This is a genomic window from Pseudonocardia autotrophica (assembly GCF_003945385.1).
In the GTDB taxonomy this organism is placed as follows: Bacteria; Actinomycetota; Actinomycetes; order Mycobacteriales; family Pseudonocardiaceae; genus Pseudonocardia; species Pseudonocardia autotrophica.
The window spans coordinates 1,569,563-1,585,971 of the sequence record NZ_AP018920.1; the positions used below are offsets into that span (position 1 = coordinate 1,569,563).

Annotated in this window: 14 protein-coding genes; 3 read left to right on the top strand and 11 right to left on the bottom strand. The window is 74.0% G+C overall.

What is annotated here, in order from left to right; translation table 11 throughout:
* The first annotated feature begins 83 nt into the window (after positions 1 to 83).
* Positions 84 to 1,301 (top strand): pre-mycofactocin synthase MftD, encoded by a 1,218-nt coding sequence (gene mftD / locus Pdca_RS07585; RefSeq protein ID WP_085916065.1) that lies wholly within the window; start codon positions 84 to 86, stop codon positions 1,299 to 1,301.
* Positions 1,302 to 1,342: 41 nt separating this feature from the next.
* Here mftD and Pdca_RS07590 read toward each other — a convergent pair whose 3' ends face one another.
* The 6 genes from Pdca_RS07590 to Pdca_RS07615 all read right to left on the bottom strand — a co-directional run bounded on the left by Pdca_RS07590 (position 1,343) and on the right by Pdca_RS07615 (position 7,053).
* Entirely contained in the window at positions 1,343 to 1,657 is a 315-nt protein-coding gene (locus Pdca_RS07590) for a MoaD/ThiS family protein (protein WP_085916064.1), read from the bottom strand.
* On the bottom strand, positions 1,654 to 2,778 hold the full coding sequence (locus Pdca_RS07595) for a WD40/YVTN/BNR-like repeat-containing protein (protein ID WP_085916063.1): 1,125 nt from the start codon (positions 2,776 to 2,778) through the stop codon (positions 1,654 to 1,656). Before Pdca_RS07595 ends, Pdca_RS07590 begins: the two co-directional genes overlap by 4 nt.
* Positions 2,779 to 2,859: 81 nt before the next feature.
* Complete coding sequence (locus Pdca_RS07600; protein WP_085916062.1) at positions 2,860 to 3,753, bottom strand: oxidoreductase; 894 nt, start codon at positions 3,751 to 3,753, stop codon at positions 2,860 to 2,862.
* Positions 3,754 to 3,763: 10 nt separating this feature from the next.
* Complete coding sequence (locus tag Pdca_RS07605) at positions 3,764 to 5,197, bottom strand: PepSY-associated TM helix domain-containing protein (protein WP_197719944.1); 1,434 nt, start codon at positions 5,195 to 5,197, stop codon at positions 3,764 to 3,766.
* A complete protein-coding gene (locus Pdca_RS07610) occupies positions 5,194 to 6,162 on the bottom strand; it encodes a DUF5134 domain-containing protein (RefSeq protein WP_125911296.1) in 969 nt (322 codons plus the stop codon). The genes Pdca_RS07605 and Pdca_RS07610 overlap by 4 nt, the downstream gene beginning before the upstream one ends.
* 303 nt (positions 6,163 to 6,465) lie before the next feature.
* The gene (locus Pdca_RS07615; RefSeq protein WP_166665909.1) at positions 6,466 to 7,053 is read right to left on the bottom strand and encodes a sigma-70 family RNA polymerase sigma factor; all 588 of its coding nucleotides are present in this window, start codon (positions 7,051 to 7,053) and stop codon (positions 6,466 to 6,468) included.
* A 147-nt stretch (positions 7,054 to 7,200) separates the two neighbouring features.
* On the opposite strand from Pdca_RS07615, the gene Pdca_RS07620 reads away from it, so the two are divergent.
* Positions 7,201 to 7,905 (top strand): Dph6-related ATP pyrophosphatase, encoded by a 705-nt coding sequence (locus Pdca_RS07620; protein WP_197719945.1) that lies wholly within the window; start codon positions 7,201 to 7,203, stop codon positions 7,903 to 7,905.
* A gap of 299 nt (positions 7,906 to 8,204) precedes the next feature.
* Here Pdca_RS07620 and Pdca_RS07625 read toward each other — a convergent pair whose 3' ends face one another.
* Positions 8,205 to 9,359 carry a DegT/DnrJ/EryC1/StrS family aminotransferase gene (locus Pdca_RS07625; RefSeq protein WP_232021451.1) on the bottom strand — a complete coding sequence of 385 codons (1,155 nt, stop codon included), beginning with the start codon at positions 9,357 to 9,359 and terminating at the stop codon, positions 8,205 to 8,207.
* A gap of 153 nt (positions 9,360 to 9,512) precedes the next feature.
* On the opposite strand from Pdca_RS07625, the gene Pdca_RS07630 reads away from it, so the two are divergent.
* Positions 9,513 to 11,162 carry an FAD-dependent oxidoreductase gene (locus tag Pdca_RS07630; RefSeq protein ID WP_085916057.1) on the top strand — a complete coding sequence of 550 codons (1,650 nt, stop codon included), beginning with the start codon at positions 9,513 to 9,515 and terminating at the stop codon, positions 11,160 to 11,162.
* Positions 11,163 to 11,171: 9 nt separating this feature from the next.
* Here Pdca_RS07630 and Pdca_RS07635 read toward each other — a convergent pair whose 3' ends face one another.
* From Pdca_RS07635 to Pdca_RS07650, 4 genes are all read right to left on the bottom strand, one after another.
* The gene (locus tag Pdca_RS07635; protein ID WP_085916056.1) at positions 11,172 to 12,305 is read right to left on the bottom strand and encodes a sensor domain-containing diguanylate cyclase; all 1,134 of its coding nucleotides are present in this window, start codon (positions 12,303 to 12,305) and stop codon (positions 11,172 to 11,174) included.
* Positions 12,306 to 12,547: 242 nt separating this feature from the next.
* Positions 12,548 to 13,732, bottom strand: coding sequence for an aminotransferase (locus Pdca_RS07640; protein ID WP_232021452.1), 1,185 nt, complete (start codon positions 13,730 to 13,732; stop codon positions 12,548 to 12,550).
* Between the two features lie 506 nt (positions 13,733 to 14,238).
* Complete coding sequence (locus tag Pdca_RS07645) at positions 14,239 to 14,574, bottom strand: universal stress protein (RefSeq protein ID WP_085916054.1); 336 nt, start codon at positions 14,572 to 14,574, stop codon at positions 14,239 to 14,241.
* A 28-nt stretch (positions 14,575 to 14,602) separates the two neighbouring features.
* The gene (locus tag Pdca_RS07650) at positions 14,603 to 16,018 is read right to left on the bottom strand and encodes a sugar porter family MFS transporter (RefSeq protein WP_085916053.1); all 1,416 of its coding nucleotides are present in this window, start codon (positions 16,016 to 16,018) and stop codon (positions 14,603 to 14,605) included.
* Positions 16,019 to 16,409 lie beyond the last annotated feature (391 nt).

The window sequence follows — 16,409 nt, forward strand, 5'->3', positions numbered from 1 at the left end:
GACCGTCGGTGACGCGCCGTACGCGGACCGTGCTGGGCACGCGAACCGCGCCGGCGACACCGGGACACTGCGAAGGGGCAGCGATGGCGAGCACCAAGGACTGGTTCGAGACGGTCGCGGAGGCGCAGCGCCGGGCGCGCAAGCGGCTCCCGAAGTCCGTCTACTACGCACTGGTGGCCGGGGCGGAACAGGGCATCACGCTCTCCGACAACGTCGCCGCCTTCGACGAGCTGGGCTTCCGCCCGCACATCGCCGACCTGCCACCGCAGCGCGACCAGAAGACCACCGTGCTGGGCCAGGAGATCGACCTCCCGGTGGTCATCTCGCCGACCGGGGTGCAGGCCGTCGACCCGGAGGGCGAGGTCGCCGTCGCCCGCGCGGCCGCGAGCTCCAACATCCAGAACCCGCTGAACCCGGACCAGACGGTGACGACGGCGATGGGCCTGTCGTCGTTCGCGTCGCGCTCGGTCGAGGACGTCTGCGCGGTCAACGACAAGGTGTTCTTCCAGGTCTACTGGGCCGGGTCCAAGGAGGACATCCTGGCTCGCGCGGAGCGGGCCAGGGCGGCCGGCGCGAAGGCGCTGATCGTGACCCTGGACTGGACCTTCGCCACCCGCCGGGACTGGGGCAGCCCGCCCATCCCGGAGAAGGTCGACGTGCGGGCGGCGCTGCAGTTCGCCCCGGAGATGATCACCAAGCCGCGCTACCTGCTGGAGTGGGCGAAGTCGGGCCGGATCCCGGACCTGAAGGCGCCGAACATGGCGCCTCCCGGCGGCGGCGACGCGCCCACCTTCTTCGGCGCGTACGGCGTCTGGTGGACCACCCCGCTCCCGACCTGGGACGACATCGCCTGGCTGCGCGAGCAGTGGGGCGGCCCGTTCATGATCAAGGGGATCATGCACCCGGACGACGCCCGCCGGGCCGTCGACGCCGGTGCGACCGCGATCTCGGTGTCCAACCACGGCGGGAACAACCTGGACGGGACCCCGGCGGCGATCCGGGCACTGCCCGCGGTGGTCGACGCGGTCGGGGACCAGATCGAGGTCCTGATGGACGGCGGCGTGCGCCGCGGCGCCGACGTGGTCAAGGCACTGGCGCTCGGCGCCCGGGCCTGCCTGATCGGCCGCGCATACCTGTGGGGGATGGCCGCCCAGGGCGAGCGCGGCGTCACGAACGTGCTGTCGATCCTCTACAAGGGCATCGACGAGGCACTGCTCGGGCTGGGGAAGAAGTCCATCCACGAACTGACCCGCGACGACCTGATCGTCCCGGAGGGCTTCACCCGCTCCGCGAAGCACTGAGTCCGCTCCGCGAAGCACCGAGTCCGCACCGGGGACCCGGCTCAGCCGCCCGCCATCGCCCCGACGACGAGCAACGGTTCGTCGCCCCGGGCGACGGCGGGCGGCAGCGCGGTCCCGGCCGGTGCGTGCGAGAAGTCCTCCTCGCAGGCGAAGTAGCGGAGATAGGGCCTGCGCCGCCCGGTGCCGCGGTCGCGGACGGCGCCGCACAGCGCCGGATGCCGCTGCTCGAGCGCGTCGAGCACCGCCCCGAGGCCGACCGGCGGCCCGGTGACCCGGACGGTGACCTCGCCGTCGATCCGGGCCAGCCTGCGCAGCTGGGCGGGCAGCAGCACGCGGACGGTGCAGGTCGTGCTCACGGTGCCGACCCCACCGTCTGCACCTCCACCGACAGCACGGCGGGCAGGTCGCGGACGATCGGGGCCCAGCTGTCACCGCCGTCCGGTGAGGCGTACACCTGACCGCCGGTGGTGCCGACGTAGAGCCCGCAGTCGTCGAGCCGGTCGACGGCCATCGCGTCCCGCAGCACGTCGACGTAGCAGTGCTCCTGCGGCAGGCCCCTGGTCAGCGGCTCCCACTCGCCGCCGCCGGTCCGGCTGCGGTAGACGCGCAGCCGCCCGTCCGGTGGGTAGTGCTCGGCGTCGCTGGTGATCGGGACGACGTAGACACTCTCCGGGTCGTGCGCGTGCACGTCGACGACGAAGCCGAAGTCGCTGGGCAGGCCGTCGCCGATGTCGTACCAGGAGTCGCCGCCGTCGTCGGAGCGCATGACGTCCCAGTGCTTCTGCATGTACACGGTGTCCGGCCGGTCCGGGTGCCGGGCGAGCTTGTGCACGCAGTGCCCGACCTCGGCGTCCGGATCGGGGATGCCCTCGCTGACCAGGCCACGGTTGGCCGCCCGCCAGCTCGTCCCGCCGTCGGCGGTCCGGAAGACCCCCGCCGCGGAGATCGCGACCAGCAGCGCGTCGTCGTCGCGCGGGTCCGGGCAGATGGTGTGCAGGCACATCCCGCCCGCGCCCGGCTGCCACCGTGGACCGGAGCCGTGCTCGCGCAGCCCGCGGACCTCGGCCCAGCTGTCGCCGCCGTCGACGGAACGGAACAGCGCCGCGTCCTCCACACCGGCCAGCAGCGTGTCCGGGTCGGACGGCGACGGCGCCAGCTTCCACACCCGGGTGAACTCCCAGGGGTGCGGCGTGCCGTCGAAGCTCTGGTGGGTCCCGGGGACACCGGCGTAGGAGAAGTCGTTGCCAGCCGCCTCCCAGGTGCGGCCACCGTCGTCGGAGCGCTGCAGCTGCTGGCCGAACCAGCCCATCGACAGCGCCGCCCACAGTCGGTCGGGATCCGACGGCGAGCCCGTGACGTGATAGGCCTCCCAGCCGCCGAACAAGGGGCCGGTGACCTCCCAGTCCCGCCGTGTCCCGTCGGCCGTCAGCACGAACACGCCCTTGCGTGTGCCGACCAGTACCCGTACCCCGCTCATGTCCACTCCTCGCGCCGATGACGCAGTGGTGACCGGACGGCGCGACCGGACTCATCGGTGCGGTGTCGGGTCGGCGCGGTGTCACATGGGGAAGCCGACCTTGGTGAGTTCCTCCGCCCGCTCCCACAGCGCGCGCTGCACCCGGCGGTCGTGCGAGGCTGCCGAGGAGCCGACCGGACGCGGGTTGCCGCGGCCCTCGGCGAACCCGTCCGGCCCGATGTAGGCACCGCCGGGCAGGTCGGTGACGGTCGCCGCGAACAGCGTGGGCAGCGCGCCCGCCGCCGCAGGCTGGGCGACCACCCTGGTCGCGAGGCCGACCACGGTGTCCTGGAACGACTCGGTTCGGCCCTGCAGGTTCGTGGATGCGAAGCCGGGGTGCGCCGCGGTCGACCGCAGCCGGGAGCCGGCCGCGACGAACCGGTGCTCCAGTTCGTAGGCGAACATCAGACAGGCCAGCTTCGACTGGCAGTAGGCGGCCCAGCGCTCGTAGCGGCGGCGCTCGAAGTTCAGGTCGTCGAGGTCGATCCGGCCGAGCCGGTGCATCTGGCTGGACAGGGTGACCACCCGGTCGGTGATCCGGTCGGCCAGCAGGCCGGTGAGCGCGAAGTGGCCGAGGAAGTTCACCGCCAGCTGCATCTCGAAGCCGTCGGTGGTACGCGCCCGGGGGAGCGCCATCACCCCGGCGTTGTTCACCAGCACGTCCACCGGCCCGTCGATGCTCGCCGCGCACTCGCGGACCGAGGTGAGATCGGCCAGGTCCAGCCGGTGCACGCTCGCGGCGCCGCCGAGCTCGCGGGCGATCTCCTCGCCCGCGGTGGTGTCGCGCACGGCGAGCACGACCCGGGCGCCGGCCCGGACCAGCGCACGGGCCGTCTCCAGGCCGAGCCCGCTGGTCGCGCCGGTGACGACCGCCGTGCGCCCGTGCTGCGGCGGGATGTCGCCGGTCGTCCAGGGAGCGGGTGAGGACCAGAACACGGGGGGCTCCTTACGGGGGTGGGCGTGTCCCGGGGTCTACCCGTTCGGCTGCCGCGCCACCCGCATCGACCCGGTCCGGCCCGGCCGGTTCACCCCGGCGGGCGGCGAGCGCGGCGTCCAGCAGCAGGAAGAGGACCAGCGAGATGCCGAGCACCGGCATGGCCAGGCCGATCCCGACCGCGACCGCCGCGAGCAGCGCCACCGACGCCGGTGACGGGCGCTCCCGGGAGCCCGGCGGGCCCGCGTACCGGCGGCCGCCGGGCAGGGTGGGGCGGCGCAGCCACCACATCCGGTACCCCCACACGACCAGCACGATCAGTGCCGACGCCAGCGCGGCCAGCGCAATCTGATTGGCGACGCCGAACAGCAGCCCCATGTGCGCGTCGACGCCCCAGCGGGCCAGCTTCGCCGCGACCGGCCAGTCGTCGAACGCGAGCCGGTCGACGATCGTGCCGGTCGCCGGGTCGACGGCGACCGAGTCCATCCCGGTGGGCCAGCTGCGCACGGTCCCGATCACCGACCACGCCTCGCCCGGATCGCCGGGCAGCACCTCCACCGGGCCGGTCAGCCCGTCCGCGCGGGCCGCGTCCAGGACGCGCTCGGTGTCGGCACCGACGGCGTCCCCGGTGACGGGTGCTCCGGCCGAGCCGGCGAGCGGGGTGCCGCTGACCGACGGGGTCGTCCAGTCCAGGGCGGTCCGCAGCGAGGACACGTTCGAGCCCGCGAACTGCGACCAGGTCAGACCGGTCGCGGCCAGGAACAGGAACCCGACCGACGCCCAGACGCCGACCGCCCCGTGCCAGGACCGGATCCGGGAGCGGGCGGAGCCACCGGTCCGGGGCAGCAGCCGCTCGCGGCGGGCGCGTACCCGGCGGGTCAGCTGCACGAGAAGACCGGACACGGTCAGCACCGCGAGCCACGACGCGGCGAGCTCGGAGTACACCTGGCCGGGCGGGCCGAGCAGCAGCGACCGGTGCAGGTTGTCGATCACCGCGCGGACCGGGAGCCACTCGGAGTAGGTGTCCAGGGTGGCCCGCACCTCGGCGGTGTACGGGTCGACGAAGACGGTCCGGTCGTAGCTGGGTGCGAGATCGGCGTCGAACGACACCCGGGTGGTGACGCCCGGCTCGGGCGAGGGCCGCACCTCGGTGACGGGCAGTCCCGGCTGGGTCGCGACGGCGGCGGCGACCTGCTCGCCCACCGGCAGCTCGGGCCCGCTGACCGGGGCGTACAGCGCGTCGGCGTGTGCCCAGCGCTCGATCTGCGGGGTCAGCGTGTAGAGCAGCCCGGTGATCGCGGCGACCAGCAGGAACGGGCCCACCACGAGGCCCGCGTAGAAGTGGATACGGGTGATCAGCGGCCGGAGCCCGCGGAAGATGCCGGCCGGCGCCCCGGGGGCGGGCGGTTCGGGACGGGCCCGTGGGGCGGTGGGGGTGGCGGTCACCAGCCGGCCACCATCGCCACGAGCATCAGGACCATGCCGACGCTCATCAGGGCGTGGCATCCGGCGTCGGTGCGCGGGCCGAACACCGGCGGTCGCGGTGCGGCCGGGGCGGGACGATCGGCGACCGCGACGGTGCCGGCGGTGGACCCGGTGGACCCGGTGGACCCGGTGGACCCGGTGGACCCGGTGGACCCGGTGGACACAGTGGATACTGCGGACGCGTTGGACACGGCGGAGGCGGTGGACGCGGGGGTCGAGCCGGTGGCCGTGGGGGTGCCACCGGCGGTGCGGACCCCGGGCGCCTCGCCGGGCGGCGACGCAGGCGCAGCCGTGGCGAGGGCGCCCGCGGCGGGGGAGTCACAGCCGCAGTCCGCCGGATCCAGCGGGGCACCGGGGAAGTCCTCGTCCGCGGCGTGCCCGCGGGTGTCGGCGACGAGCGCCCGGACGGCCCAGAACCCGGCCACGGCCAGCAGCACCGCGCACAGCCCGACGGTCACCGCGACGGCCCAACCGGCCTGACCGGCGGCGTGTGCCGCATGGTCGCCGCCGGCGTCGTGACCGGCGTGACCGGAGTGGCCGCCGCCGCCCGTGGGCGCCGCGACCGGGGCGGGCATGATCAGCGGCATCGCGGCGAGCATCCACACCATCGCGGCCGCCATCAGCGCGTGCGCCGAGCCGCCGGTGCAGCCGTGCAGCCGGTAGCGCCTGCGGCGCAGGGCATCGACGGCGAAGAACACCGCGAACCCGCCGAAGAGCAGGATCTGGAACCACAGGCCGGTGGCGCCGTACCAGGTCCAGGTCATCACGACCATCGCCGCGCTCATCAGCAGATGGGCCAGCTCGGAGGTGCGCCGCCCGGGCGGTGCGGACTCGGCGACGGCACCCGACCAGCGCAGCAGCGCATAGCCGCCGGTCAGTACGAACAGCGCGGTCAGGGTGAGCGCCACGGGCAGGGACGCGATCACGGGACCTCCTGGGGGAGCGGCGGGTCCGACGGGGGCACGTATCGGTTGGTCGTCGCCGTCACCCGGCGGGTTCCCGGTGCGACCGGCGTCACGCCGACGGCGTAGCCGACGGGCGGGACAGAACGGTCGGCGCGGGCCGGGTGGCCGACGCCGGATCGAGCGGCCGGCGTGGTGCGGAGCGGTCGGCGCGACACCCGGTAGCCGGTGGCATCGAGCCGCCCGGCGCGGGATCGATCGGCGGGCGCGGGACGCGGCCGCATCCGGGCCCCGGCCCGGTGGCGGGCCCCGGGATCGGGACCTGGATCAGCGCGGTGCGGTCCGGAGTGCCCGTCCGTGGCCGGGAGAGGTGTCCGCACCGAGCGCACGGACCAGATCCTCCCGGGCCCTGGCGACCCGGGACCGGATGGTGCCGACCGGGCAGCAGCAGACCTCGGCGGCCTCGGCGTAACCGAGATCCAGGATCTGGGTGAGCACGAACGCCTCGCGCCGGTCCGGGGCGAGATCGTCGATCAGCGCCCGCAGCACGACCGCCTCCTGCGCCCCGCTGCGCGGCAGCGTGCGCTCCATCGTCTCCAGCGCGTCGTCACCGAGATCGCGGATCCGCGGCCGGCGCACCGCGGTGCGGACGGCGTCGACGGCGACCCGCCGGGCGATCGACAGCAGCCAGGTGCGCGCGCTGGACCGGCCCTCGAAGGTGGACAGCGTCCGCAGCGCCCGCAGGAAGGTCTCCTGGGTGAGGTCCTCCGCGTCGGCGCGGCCGTTGAGGTGCACCAGGAACCGGTACACGTCCGCCTGGGTGGCCCGGACGAACGCCGTCAGCGCGGCCTGGTCACCGGCCCCGGCAGCCAGCGACCACGCCGTCACGGTGGCATCGTCGTGGCGTTCGGGCACCCCGTCACGGTAGTACGCGGGGCGGTGGACGCAACGGCCGCCACCCGCCGTTCCGCAGGTCGGGAACACGTTGCGTGACGAACCATGACTGTCCGGACAACGGCGTACCGCCGTTCCGCGCAGCGGACTACGACTACCGTCGCAGCCGTGACCGACGTCTGGGTGAGCTGGTCCGGTGGAAAGGACGCGGCGACCGCGCTCGCCGCCGCACGCGGGAACGGACTGCGGGTGACCGGGCTGCTCAGCACGACCGCGCGCCGGGACGAGCCCGGCGACGCGACCGCCGAGATCCCGGTGCACGGCGTGCCGCACGAGCTGATCGTGGCCCAGGCGGCGGCGATCGGGCTGCCGCTGCACACCGTCGAGCTGCCGACACCCTGCCCGGACGGCGAGTACACCGCGCGGATGCGGGCGGCACTCGGTGCGGCCCACACGGCCGGGGTGTCCCGGCTGGTCTGCGGCGACCTGGCACTCGCCGACGTCCGCGCGTTCCGCGAGGGGGTTCTGGCGGGCACCGGCATCGCCGGGGAGTTCCCGCTGTGGGGCGCCGGCACGGCGGAGCTGGCCCGGCGGATGCTCGCGGACGGCCTGCAGGCGGTCGTCGTCGCCGTCGATCCGGCTCGGGTGCCCGCCGCGCTCGCCGGGCGGGCGTTCGACGCCGCGTTCCTCGACGAGCTGCCCGCCGGTACCGATCCGTGCGGGGAGAACGGCGAGTTCCACACGTTCGTCACGCGCGGGCCCGGGTTCGGGCACGCGGTGCCGGTCACGGTCACCGGCACCGTCGAGCGCGACGGCCACGTGCAGGCCGTGCTCGTCCCGGCGGCTCGGACCGGGGTCGGCGCGCTCCCATGATCCGCGTTCCGGGAGTGCTGGAGCCGCAATGTGCACCCGGCACTCCCAGGACGCGGATCAAGCTCGGCCCGCGCAGCCGACTCGGCCCGCTAAGCCGGCCTTGCCCGCGCAGCCGGTTCGGCCCGCGCAGCCGGTTCGCCCGACGCAGCCAGCTTGGCCGGGCCGGCCCGGCCCGGCCCGGCCCGGCCCACCGGCCCGCCCGCCCGCCCGCCGGCCCGGGCCGTCCAGCGCTGTCCGGCCGGCTCAGCCGGCGCGACTCAGCCGGCGCGACTCAGCCGGCGCGACTCAGCCGGCGCGACTCAGCCGGCGATGCGCCGGGCGAGCAGCCGGAAGGCGGGGGTCGGCAGCTCCGGCGCGAGATCGACCGCGCAGGTGCGGGCCAGGATCTCCAGGGTCCGCGGGCAGGCGTCCGGGCCGTGGTCGATCTCGGCGTCCACGGCGGCGTACGGGTCCAGCGCCGGGTGCAGCGGGTTACGGGCCTGCAGCGAGCGCCAGTTCGTGTACACGTGCCTGCCGGTGTCGATCAGCCGGTGCACGCCCCGGTTCGCGCCGAACCGGGTGGCGGCGTCCGGCGAGTCGAACTCCAGCGCCAGCCCGGCGGCGTGCGCCGGATCGTGGTGCTGGACCGGGCGCAGGTCCCGGCCGACCCGCGACGCCAGCGACTCCAGCACGATCCCGCGGTGCTTGCGGCGCCGGGCCAGCTGCGCGTCCAGACCGGCCAGCTGCGGGCGCAGCACGGCCGCGGACAGCTCGGGCATCCGCAGGTTCACCCCGACGATCAGGTCTGCGTCGGCTCCGGCGAATCCGGCCCGCTCGTAGCTGCCGACGTCGTGGTACATCGAGGCCCGCTCGAACAGCCGCGGGTCGTTGGTCACCAGCGCGCCGCCCTCGCCGGAGCGGATGTTCTTGTGCTGGTTGAAGCTGAAGCAGCCGGCGTGCCCGATCGACCCGGCCCGGCGCCCCCGGTAGGTGACGCCGATCGCCTGGCAGGCGTCCTCCACGACCAGCAGGTCGTGCGCGGCGGCCACCTCCATGATCGCGTCCATGTCGGCGACGTGGTTGAGCATGTGCACGGGCAGCACGGCGCGGCTGCGTGGGGTGATCCGGTCCTTGAGATCGGCCGGGTCCATCGTCAGCGACCCGTCGACCTCCACCAGCACCGGCACCGCGCCGACGGCGAGTGCCGCCGCCGCCGTGGACACCCAGGTGTAGGCGGGCACCAGCACCTCGTCGCCGGGGCCGATCCCGGCGCCGACGAGTGCCGCCACCAGCGCGCTGGTCCCGCTGTTCACGGCCAGTGCATGTCGTGTCCCGACCAGCTGCGCGAGCTCCCGTTCGAACCGGCCGACCTCGGAGCGGTCCCCGCCGGTGAACCGGCCGAGCTCACCCCGTCCCAGCACCCGGACGGTCGCAGCCATACCCCGCGCGCTCGTCGCCATCGCGGCGAGTCCCATACTTGTCCTCCTGGACCGGTGGTGCCGGACGAACCCGGCGGAACCGGACACGACGGTACCGACCGTTGCGCCGGCGTCGGCGCCCGTCCCCGGAGACGCCGGATGACGGGGCCCCGCCGGTCCGCCGACACGACCTGAGAGGACCCGCGCCGCATGCTCATCGACACCAGGCGAGCGCTCCCCGGATCCTGGTTCGAGGCCGAGGTCTGCGTGATCGGGAGCGGCCCGGCCGGCGCCGCTGCCGCCGCCGAGCTGGCCGACCGCGGACTGCGGGTGGTCGTCCTGGAGGGGGGCGGTCCGGGGATGGGCCGCACCGCCCGGGACACCTACCGCGGGATCCCCGGGCACGGCGCACACGACCCGGTCGACGCCGTCCGGCAGAAGCGGCTCGGCGGCACCTCGATCGTCTGGGGCGGACGTTGCGCCCCGCTCGACGACATCGACTTCACCGAGCGCGAGTGGCTGCCCGGCACCACCTGGCCGATCACCCACGACGAACTCCGCACGTGGTACCCGGTCGCGCAGCGGCACCTGGACGCCGGCGCCTGCGTGTACTCGGCGGCCGGATCCGGGTTCCCGCTGACGCCGTCCGGGGTGTCGTCGGAGACGCTGAGCTGGGACGACCTGTGGCGCTGGAGCCCGCCGACCTCGTTCGCGCCGCGGGTCGAGGCGATGGCCAAGGCCGGCCGGATCCGGCTGTTCCTGCACGCCACGGTGACCCGCCTGGAGCGCGATCCGGTGTCCGGCGCGGCGACCGAGGCCGTCGTCGTCCCGCGGCCCGGGCTGGAGGTGCGGGTCCGGGCGAAGCAGTTCGTGGTCGCGGCCGGTGGGCTGGAGTCCACCCGGATCCTGCTGGCCTCCGACGGCTACGGCGGGACCGGTCTCGGTGCCGGGATCGGCGACGAGCACGGCCAGGTCGGGACGCACTACATGACGCACCCGGTCGGCGAGGTCGGCCGGCTGCGGCTCACCCGGGCCGGGCGTGAGCTCGGGCTGGGCTACCTGCCCACCGACGACGGCGTGTACGCCCGCCGGATGCTCGCGCTCTCCGGTCGGGCGCAGGCCGATCACCGGCTCGGCAACCTCAAGGCCGCGCTCTGGTTCGCCGACCCGAAGGACCCCGACCACGGCGACGCGCTGCTGTCGACGTTCGCGTTGACCTACTGGGGGATGGGCAAGCTCCGGACCGGTTTCAAGGCGGCCGGCACGCACGCCCAGTACTCGCGGACGACCGGGATCGGGCGGCACGTCCGCAACGTGACCGCCGATCCGCTGCGGGTCGCCCGGTTCGCCCGGGGCTGGGCCCGGCCGCGGATCACCGGGGAGCGGCGGCTGCCGTCGTTCATGCCGCTGGACTCCGGGCACTGCCGGCTGCGGTTCGACGCCGAGCAGACCCCGGACCCGGCGAACCGGGTCACCCTGGACCGCGACCGGGACGCGCTCGGCCAGCACCGGCTGCGGGTGGACTACCGGGTCTCGGCGTCGGACCGGGACGCGATCGCGACCTCGCTCGGCCTGATCGGCAAGGAGCTGGAGCGGACCGGTCTGGCGTTCGTGGACATGTCCGACGTGGAGCGGGTGCACGACATGGACATGACCGACGGCACGCATCAGATGGGCCTGCTGCGGATGTCGGACTCGCCGCGGTCCGGGGTCGTCGACGCCGAGTGCCGGGTGCACGGCACGCCGAACGTGCACATCGCCTCCAGCGCGGTGTTCCCGTCCGCCGGGGCGGTCGGCCCGACACTCGCGCTGGTGGCGCTGGCCTGCCGGACCGCGGACCTGATCGCCCGGGAGTCCTGACCAGCCCGGTCAGCTCTGCAGCAGGGTGACCCCGGTCCCGGTGGTGCCGTCGAGGACGGCCCACAGGGCGTCCAGCGGGAGCGGGCGGTTCCGGGTGTGGGTGATCACGGCGTGGCAGGGCGTCGGCACGAACGGGAACGCCGAGGACAGCCCGGCGACCGTCTCGCAGAGCCTGCGAGCCACGACGGCGAGCGACCGGACGTCGAGCCCGGGCAGGACCAGCAGGAACTCCTCCCGGCCGATCCGCACCGCGCGCCCGGACGCCCCGGAGTGTGCGCTGAGCAGTCGGGCGACCCCGCGCAGCACGGCGGTCTCGGCCCGGAAACCGTGCCTGCGGTTGACCGTGCCGAGGCCCTGCACCCGCAGCAGCGCCAGACCCAGCGGGAGCGTGCCGGCGGCGGATCCGGCCGTCCAGCGGTCCAGGAACGCCCGGGTCGGCAGCCCGCTGCGCGGGTCCCGCTCGGCACCGGGCTCCAGCTCGTCGAGCCGGGTCTCGGCCAGGTCGGCGCGCCTGCGCTCCTCGGACAGGTGGCGGGCGAGTCGGTCGGCGGCGGCGTCGTGGCGGTGGTCGGTGGAGGTGCCGGGGATCGGGAGTACCCGGGACAGCACCTCGTCCAGCGCGCCGGTCCGGCGGGCGCCGAGCCGTGGTCCGAGCTGGTGGCGCAGCCGCAGCAGCTCGGCGTGCGCGTCGGCGTGCCGGAACGACCAGCGGGCGGAGAAGAGCCTGCCACGTTCGAGCGACCTGGCCGAGCCGTCGACCGACTCCATGTCGTGTGCCACGACGGTCGCGCCGGACCGGGGGGTCAGCACCGTGACGCTCCACTCGCGGGCCGCGGCCTCCGCGTCGGTGAGCCGGACGTAGCCCAGCTCCGCCGGGAGCTCCACCGGTGCGGTCCCGGCGATGGCGACCGCGGCACCGTCACCGCAGGCCTGCGCGATCCGCGTCCACGTCGGCAGCTGCGGGGTCAGATAGCCGGCGCGCTGGAACAGCCCGACGACGACGATCGGCCGGTCCCGGGCCGCGGCGAGGGCGAAGTCCTCCACCGCGCGGGACAGCGCGATCAGCAGTGGTTTGGTGACGGTGCGTGATCGCTGTTCGGCGACGTCGGGCGCGGTGCCGGATCCTGGCTCGGCATCGTGCACTCGACTCCTTCATCCCCACGCAGTAACGCCTGTGATCATTGTCCACGGAATGTGCCCGTTGCGCGAGTTCCCGGGGGTGCACTCGGGTGATCGGAGCGGGGCCACGGCCGCGGGGCAGCGCCGCGACGACGCCGCCACCGAGCGTGAGCAGAACCGTGCGACGAGCAGCGCCGTGCCGGCCGCGGGCGTGAACGATGCCGCCGCGCCGGGCCCGGACCCCTCCGCGGCCGGAGCAGCCGGGGTCATCGGCCGATCGCGGCGAGCCGCCCGGCGAGTGTCCCGGCCGCGTCGGCGTCCACCCGGCCGACGCTGACCCGCAGCATCCGCCGGTCCTCGGGCAGGAAGGCGGTGCCCGGGATGACGAGCGTGTCGTGTTCGAGCAGCAGCTCACGCACCACGTCGGCGCTGGGGCGGTCGGTGAACGGATGGCGCACCCAGGCGAAGAACCCGCCGGAGGACACCACCTCGAACCCGCCCGGCCGCGGCGCGAGTGCCTTGATGAGCCACTCCCGGCGCCGGGCGATCTCGGCCACCCGCTCGGCCCGCCAGGCACCGGCCCGGGTCAGACCGGTCAGGGTCGCCTCCTGCCCGGCCCGCGGGGCGCAGATCGCGATGCAGTCCAGCACCTTGAGCACCTCGCGGTTCAGCTCCGGCGCGCCGACGACGGCGCCGACCCGGTAGCCGGGGATCGCCAGGTCCTTCGAGAACGAGTGCAGGCTGACCACGGTGGAGCGCCATTGCGGATCGGCGAACAGCGGATGTGCCGGCGCGTCGGTGTCCCGGAACGACCGGTAGGTCTCGTCCAGGACGAGTGCGATGTCGTGCCGCCGGGCCAGCTCCGCGAACGCGACGATCTCGGTGGGCGGGATCGTGACCCCGCTCGGGTTGCCGGGGGTGACCAGGACGATCGCCCGGGTGCGCGGGGTGATCAGCGCCTCGGCGTCGGCGGCCCGCGGGATCAGCTCCGCGTCCGGTTCCAGGTACACCGGGTGCACGCCCTGCAACCGGACCCACATGTCGTGGTTGAAGTAGTACGGCAGCGGCATGACCAGCTCGTCACCCGGACCGGCCAGTGCCGAGACGACGGTGGTGAAGGCCTGGTTGCACCCTGCCGTGATCACGACGTCGGACGGGTCGATCCCGCCCGCGTAGGCCTGGCTCAGCTCGTCGGCGACGGCCCGGCGCAGTGGCGGCAGGCCGGGGACCGGTGCATAGCCGGCGCCTGCCGGGTCCCGTGCGACCTCCACGACCCGCTCGACGACCTCCGGGGCCGGCGGGTACGGCGGCGCCGCCTGGGACAGGTCGAGCAGCGGTCGCCGGCCGTCGTGCAGGGCGAGCAGCGCCTGCGCGGCGCCGATCGGGGAGTCGATCCCACCGGTCGTCGTCGGGTCGAGTCGCACGCGGGCCGCCGTCCCTTCCGTCGTCACCGGGCGTCCGTCCCGGAGCCCCGGGCAGTCTAGTGCCCCGCCGCAGAACGTTCAGGGCCGAACTCGGCTGCCGGCCGCCCGCTCGCGGCGTTGCCGGACGAGCCGGGTACCTCCCGGTACCGGGCCCGTCCGGCGCCGTGCGGGCGAACGCCTGGATCCACCGATTCCGGCCCCGACGTCCTGCGACGAGGCGCTGGAGGCCACCCGGCCGGAGATCACGGAGCTGCGGGTCGGCGGCCCGGCCGCGCGCAGGGTCGCCGACGTCGCCGGCCGCTGAAGCTTCGGGAATCTCCGACGGTGCTCCCGGTGGTGGCGCGAGGGCGGCGTCGCTGCTCGACGGGTCGCCCGCCGGGGCCCGGGGCACACGGACCCCGGCCGGAGCGGCCCGCGACCGCGCCCCCGGCTCGGGTCCGCCCGGCCCGGACGAACCCGGCCCGAACGGATCCGGACCGGGCGAAGCCGGGCCGGACGAACCCGAGCCGGAGGAACCCGGCCCGCCCCCGGCGTCAGCCGGCCTTGACGGCGAGCACCGGGACCGGGGCCTGCAGGAGCAGCCGCTGCGACACGCTGCCGAGCACCGCCTTGCTCACCGGGCTGCGCCTGCGCAGCCCGATCACCAGGCGCTGCACGTCGCCGCGCCGGTCGATCTCGTCGAGCACCGCGTCGACCGGGTCCCGGTCGTCCGGGCCGTCGCGCTCGATCACCGCAACGTCATCGCCGATCGGGTCGAGGGACAGGTTCAGCACCACCAGCTCGGTGCCGAGCAGGGCTGCCTCGGCCTTGCCCGCCTGCAGGGCGGCCGCTCCCTCGGGGCCGGCAGGTACCGCCACCAGAACGCTCATGTCGTCGTCCTTCCGTTCCTGGGGTGGATCATGAGTAGCGCTGACGGAAGTCGCCCTCGAGCTCCTCGAGGGAGCGTCCGCGGGTCTCCGGGACCATCGTGTAGACGAACACCAGGGCCGCGAGGCCCAGCACCACGAAGATGAAGAACGTCGAGGCGATCCCCATGCTCTCCACGACCGGCGGGAACGCCAGCGCGACCAGTGCGTTGGCCAGCCACAGCGCCAGCACGCTGATCCCGATGGCCATGCTGCGGATCTTCAGCGGGAAGATCTCGGACAGGATCAGCCAGGTCAGCGGGCCGAGCGTGCCCTGCATGCAGAACACGAACAGCACGACGAACACCAGGATGAAGTAGGCCTTCATCTGCCCGTCCGGGAGCAGGTAGGCGGACAGCCCGACGAGGAGGTGCATCGTGGTCGTCAGTGCGAAGCCGGCCAGCAGCATCGTCCGGCGGTTGATCCGGTTGATGATCAGGATGCCGACGGTGATGCCGAGCAGGCTGAACAGTCCGTTGAGGGTGTTGGCGATGATCGCCGAGTCCGCCGAGAAGCCGGCCTGGCCGAGCAGCTGGGTCCCGTAGTACATGACCGAGTTGATCCCGGAGAACTGCTGGAAGATCCCCAGCAGCGCCCCGATCAGGATCAGCTTGCGGATCCAGCGCACGCTCAGGTCGGTGGCTCCACCGGTGCGGCTCTTCTGCTCCTCGGCGGCGAGCCGGTGCACGTCGGCCATCTCGGCCTCGGCCCGCTCCGGGCTCCGCACCTGGCCCAGCACGGCGAGCGCATCGTCGGTCCGGCCCTGTGCGACCAGCCAGCGCGGGCTCTCCGGCATCCGGAGCATCCCGATGAACAGTGCGATCGCCGGCAGCACCGCGATCAGGAGCATGACCCGCCAGATCGCGTCGACGTGACCCCACAGGTTGTAGATGATCGCGTTGACCACGAACGCGGCGAACTGACCGGAAATGATCATTACTTCGTTCCGGGTGACCAGCGCGCCCCGCCGCTCGGCGGGGGAGATCTCGGCCAGGTAGACCGGCACGGTCGCGGAGGCGCCACCGACGGCGAGGCCGAGTACGAACCGGAAGACCGAGAGGATCTCCCAGTTCGGCGCGAGGACACAGCCGATCGTGCCGATCATGAACACGATCGCCAGCAGCAGGATGTTGTGCCGCCGGCCGTACCGGTCGGAGAGGGCGCCGCCGATGAAGGCACCCGCGGCCGCACCGAAGATCAGGATGCTGACGACGAAGCCTTCGGTGAACGAGGTCAGCGAGAGATCGCGGGTCAGCGGCTCCAGCGCGCCGTTGATCACTCCCGTGTCGTAACCGAACAGCAGGCCACCGAAGGTGGCGATGACGGTGATCAGGCCGAGGCGGCGCGAATGCGGCCCTCTCGTATCCGGCGGCAGCTCGGTCGCACCGGCACCGGCGTGTAGCGACATGACGGTTCTCCTCGTCGAGGCGGCCGTGTTCCGGCGTTGCCGGACACCGGACGGTGGCCGCGAACCGCGTAACGCCCGGTGTGTTCGTCAATGGTGACGAAACGGTAGGGCCGCCGTGCGCCGTCGTCAAGATTTTGTTCAGACATATAGTCAAAAAAATCAGACGTAGTGGTGGATACGCCACGATCGCATGACACGGGCGTTGGTTCGAACGGGCGTACAGATGGTCCGTATGCGCGGGTTGTGTTGCGCCGGGTGGGCACGCTCGGCACATTGCCGATCAGGCGGGTGGATCCGTGGTGCCGTCCGAGGTCGACGGGGCGCCGGCCGGCACGGTGACCGTTCGACCCGGTGCACCTCCGGGATCACCTCGGCCGCGGCCGGGTGGATC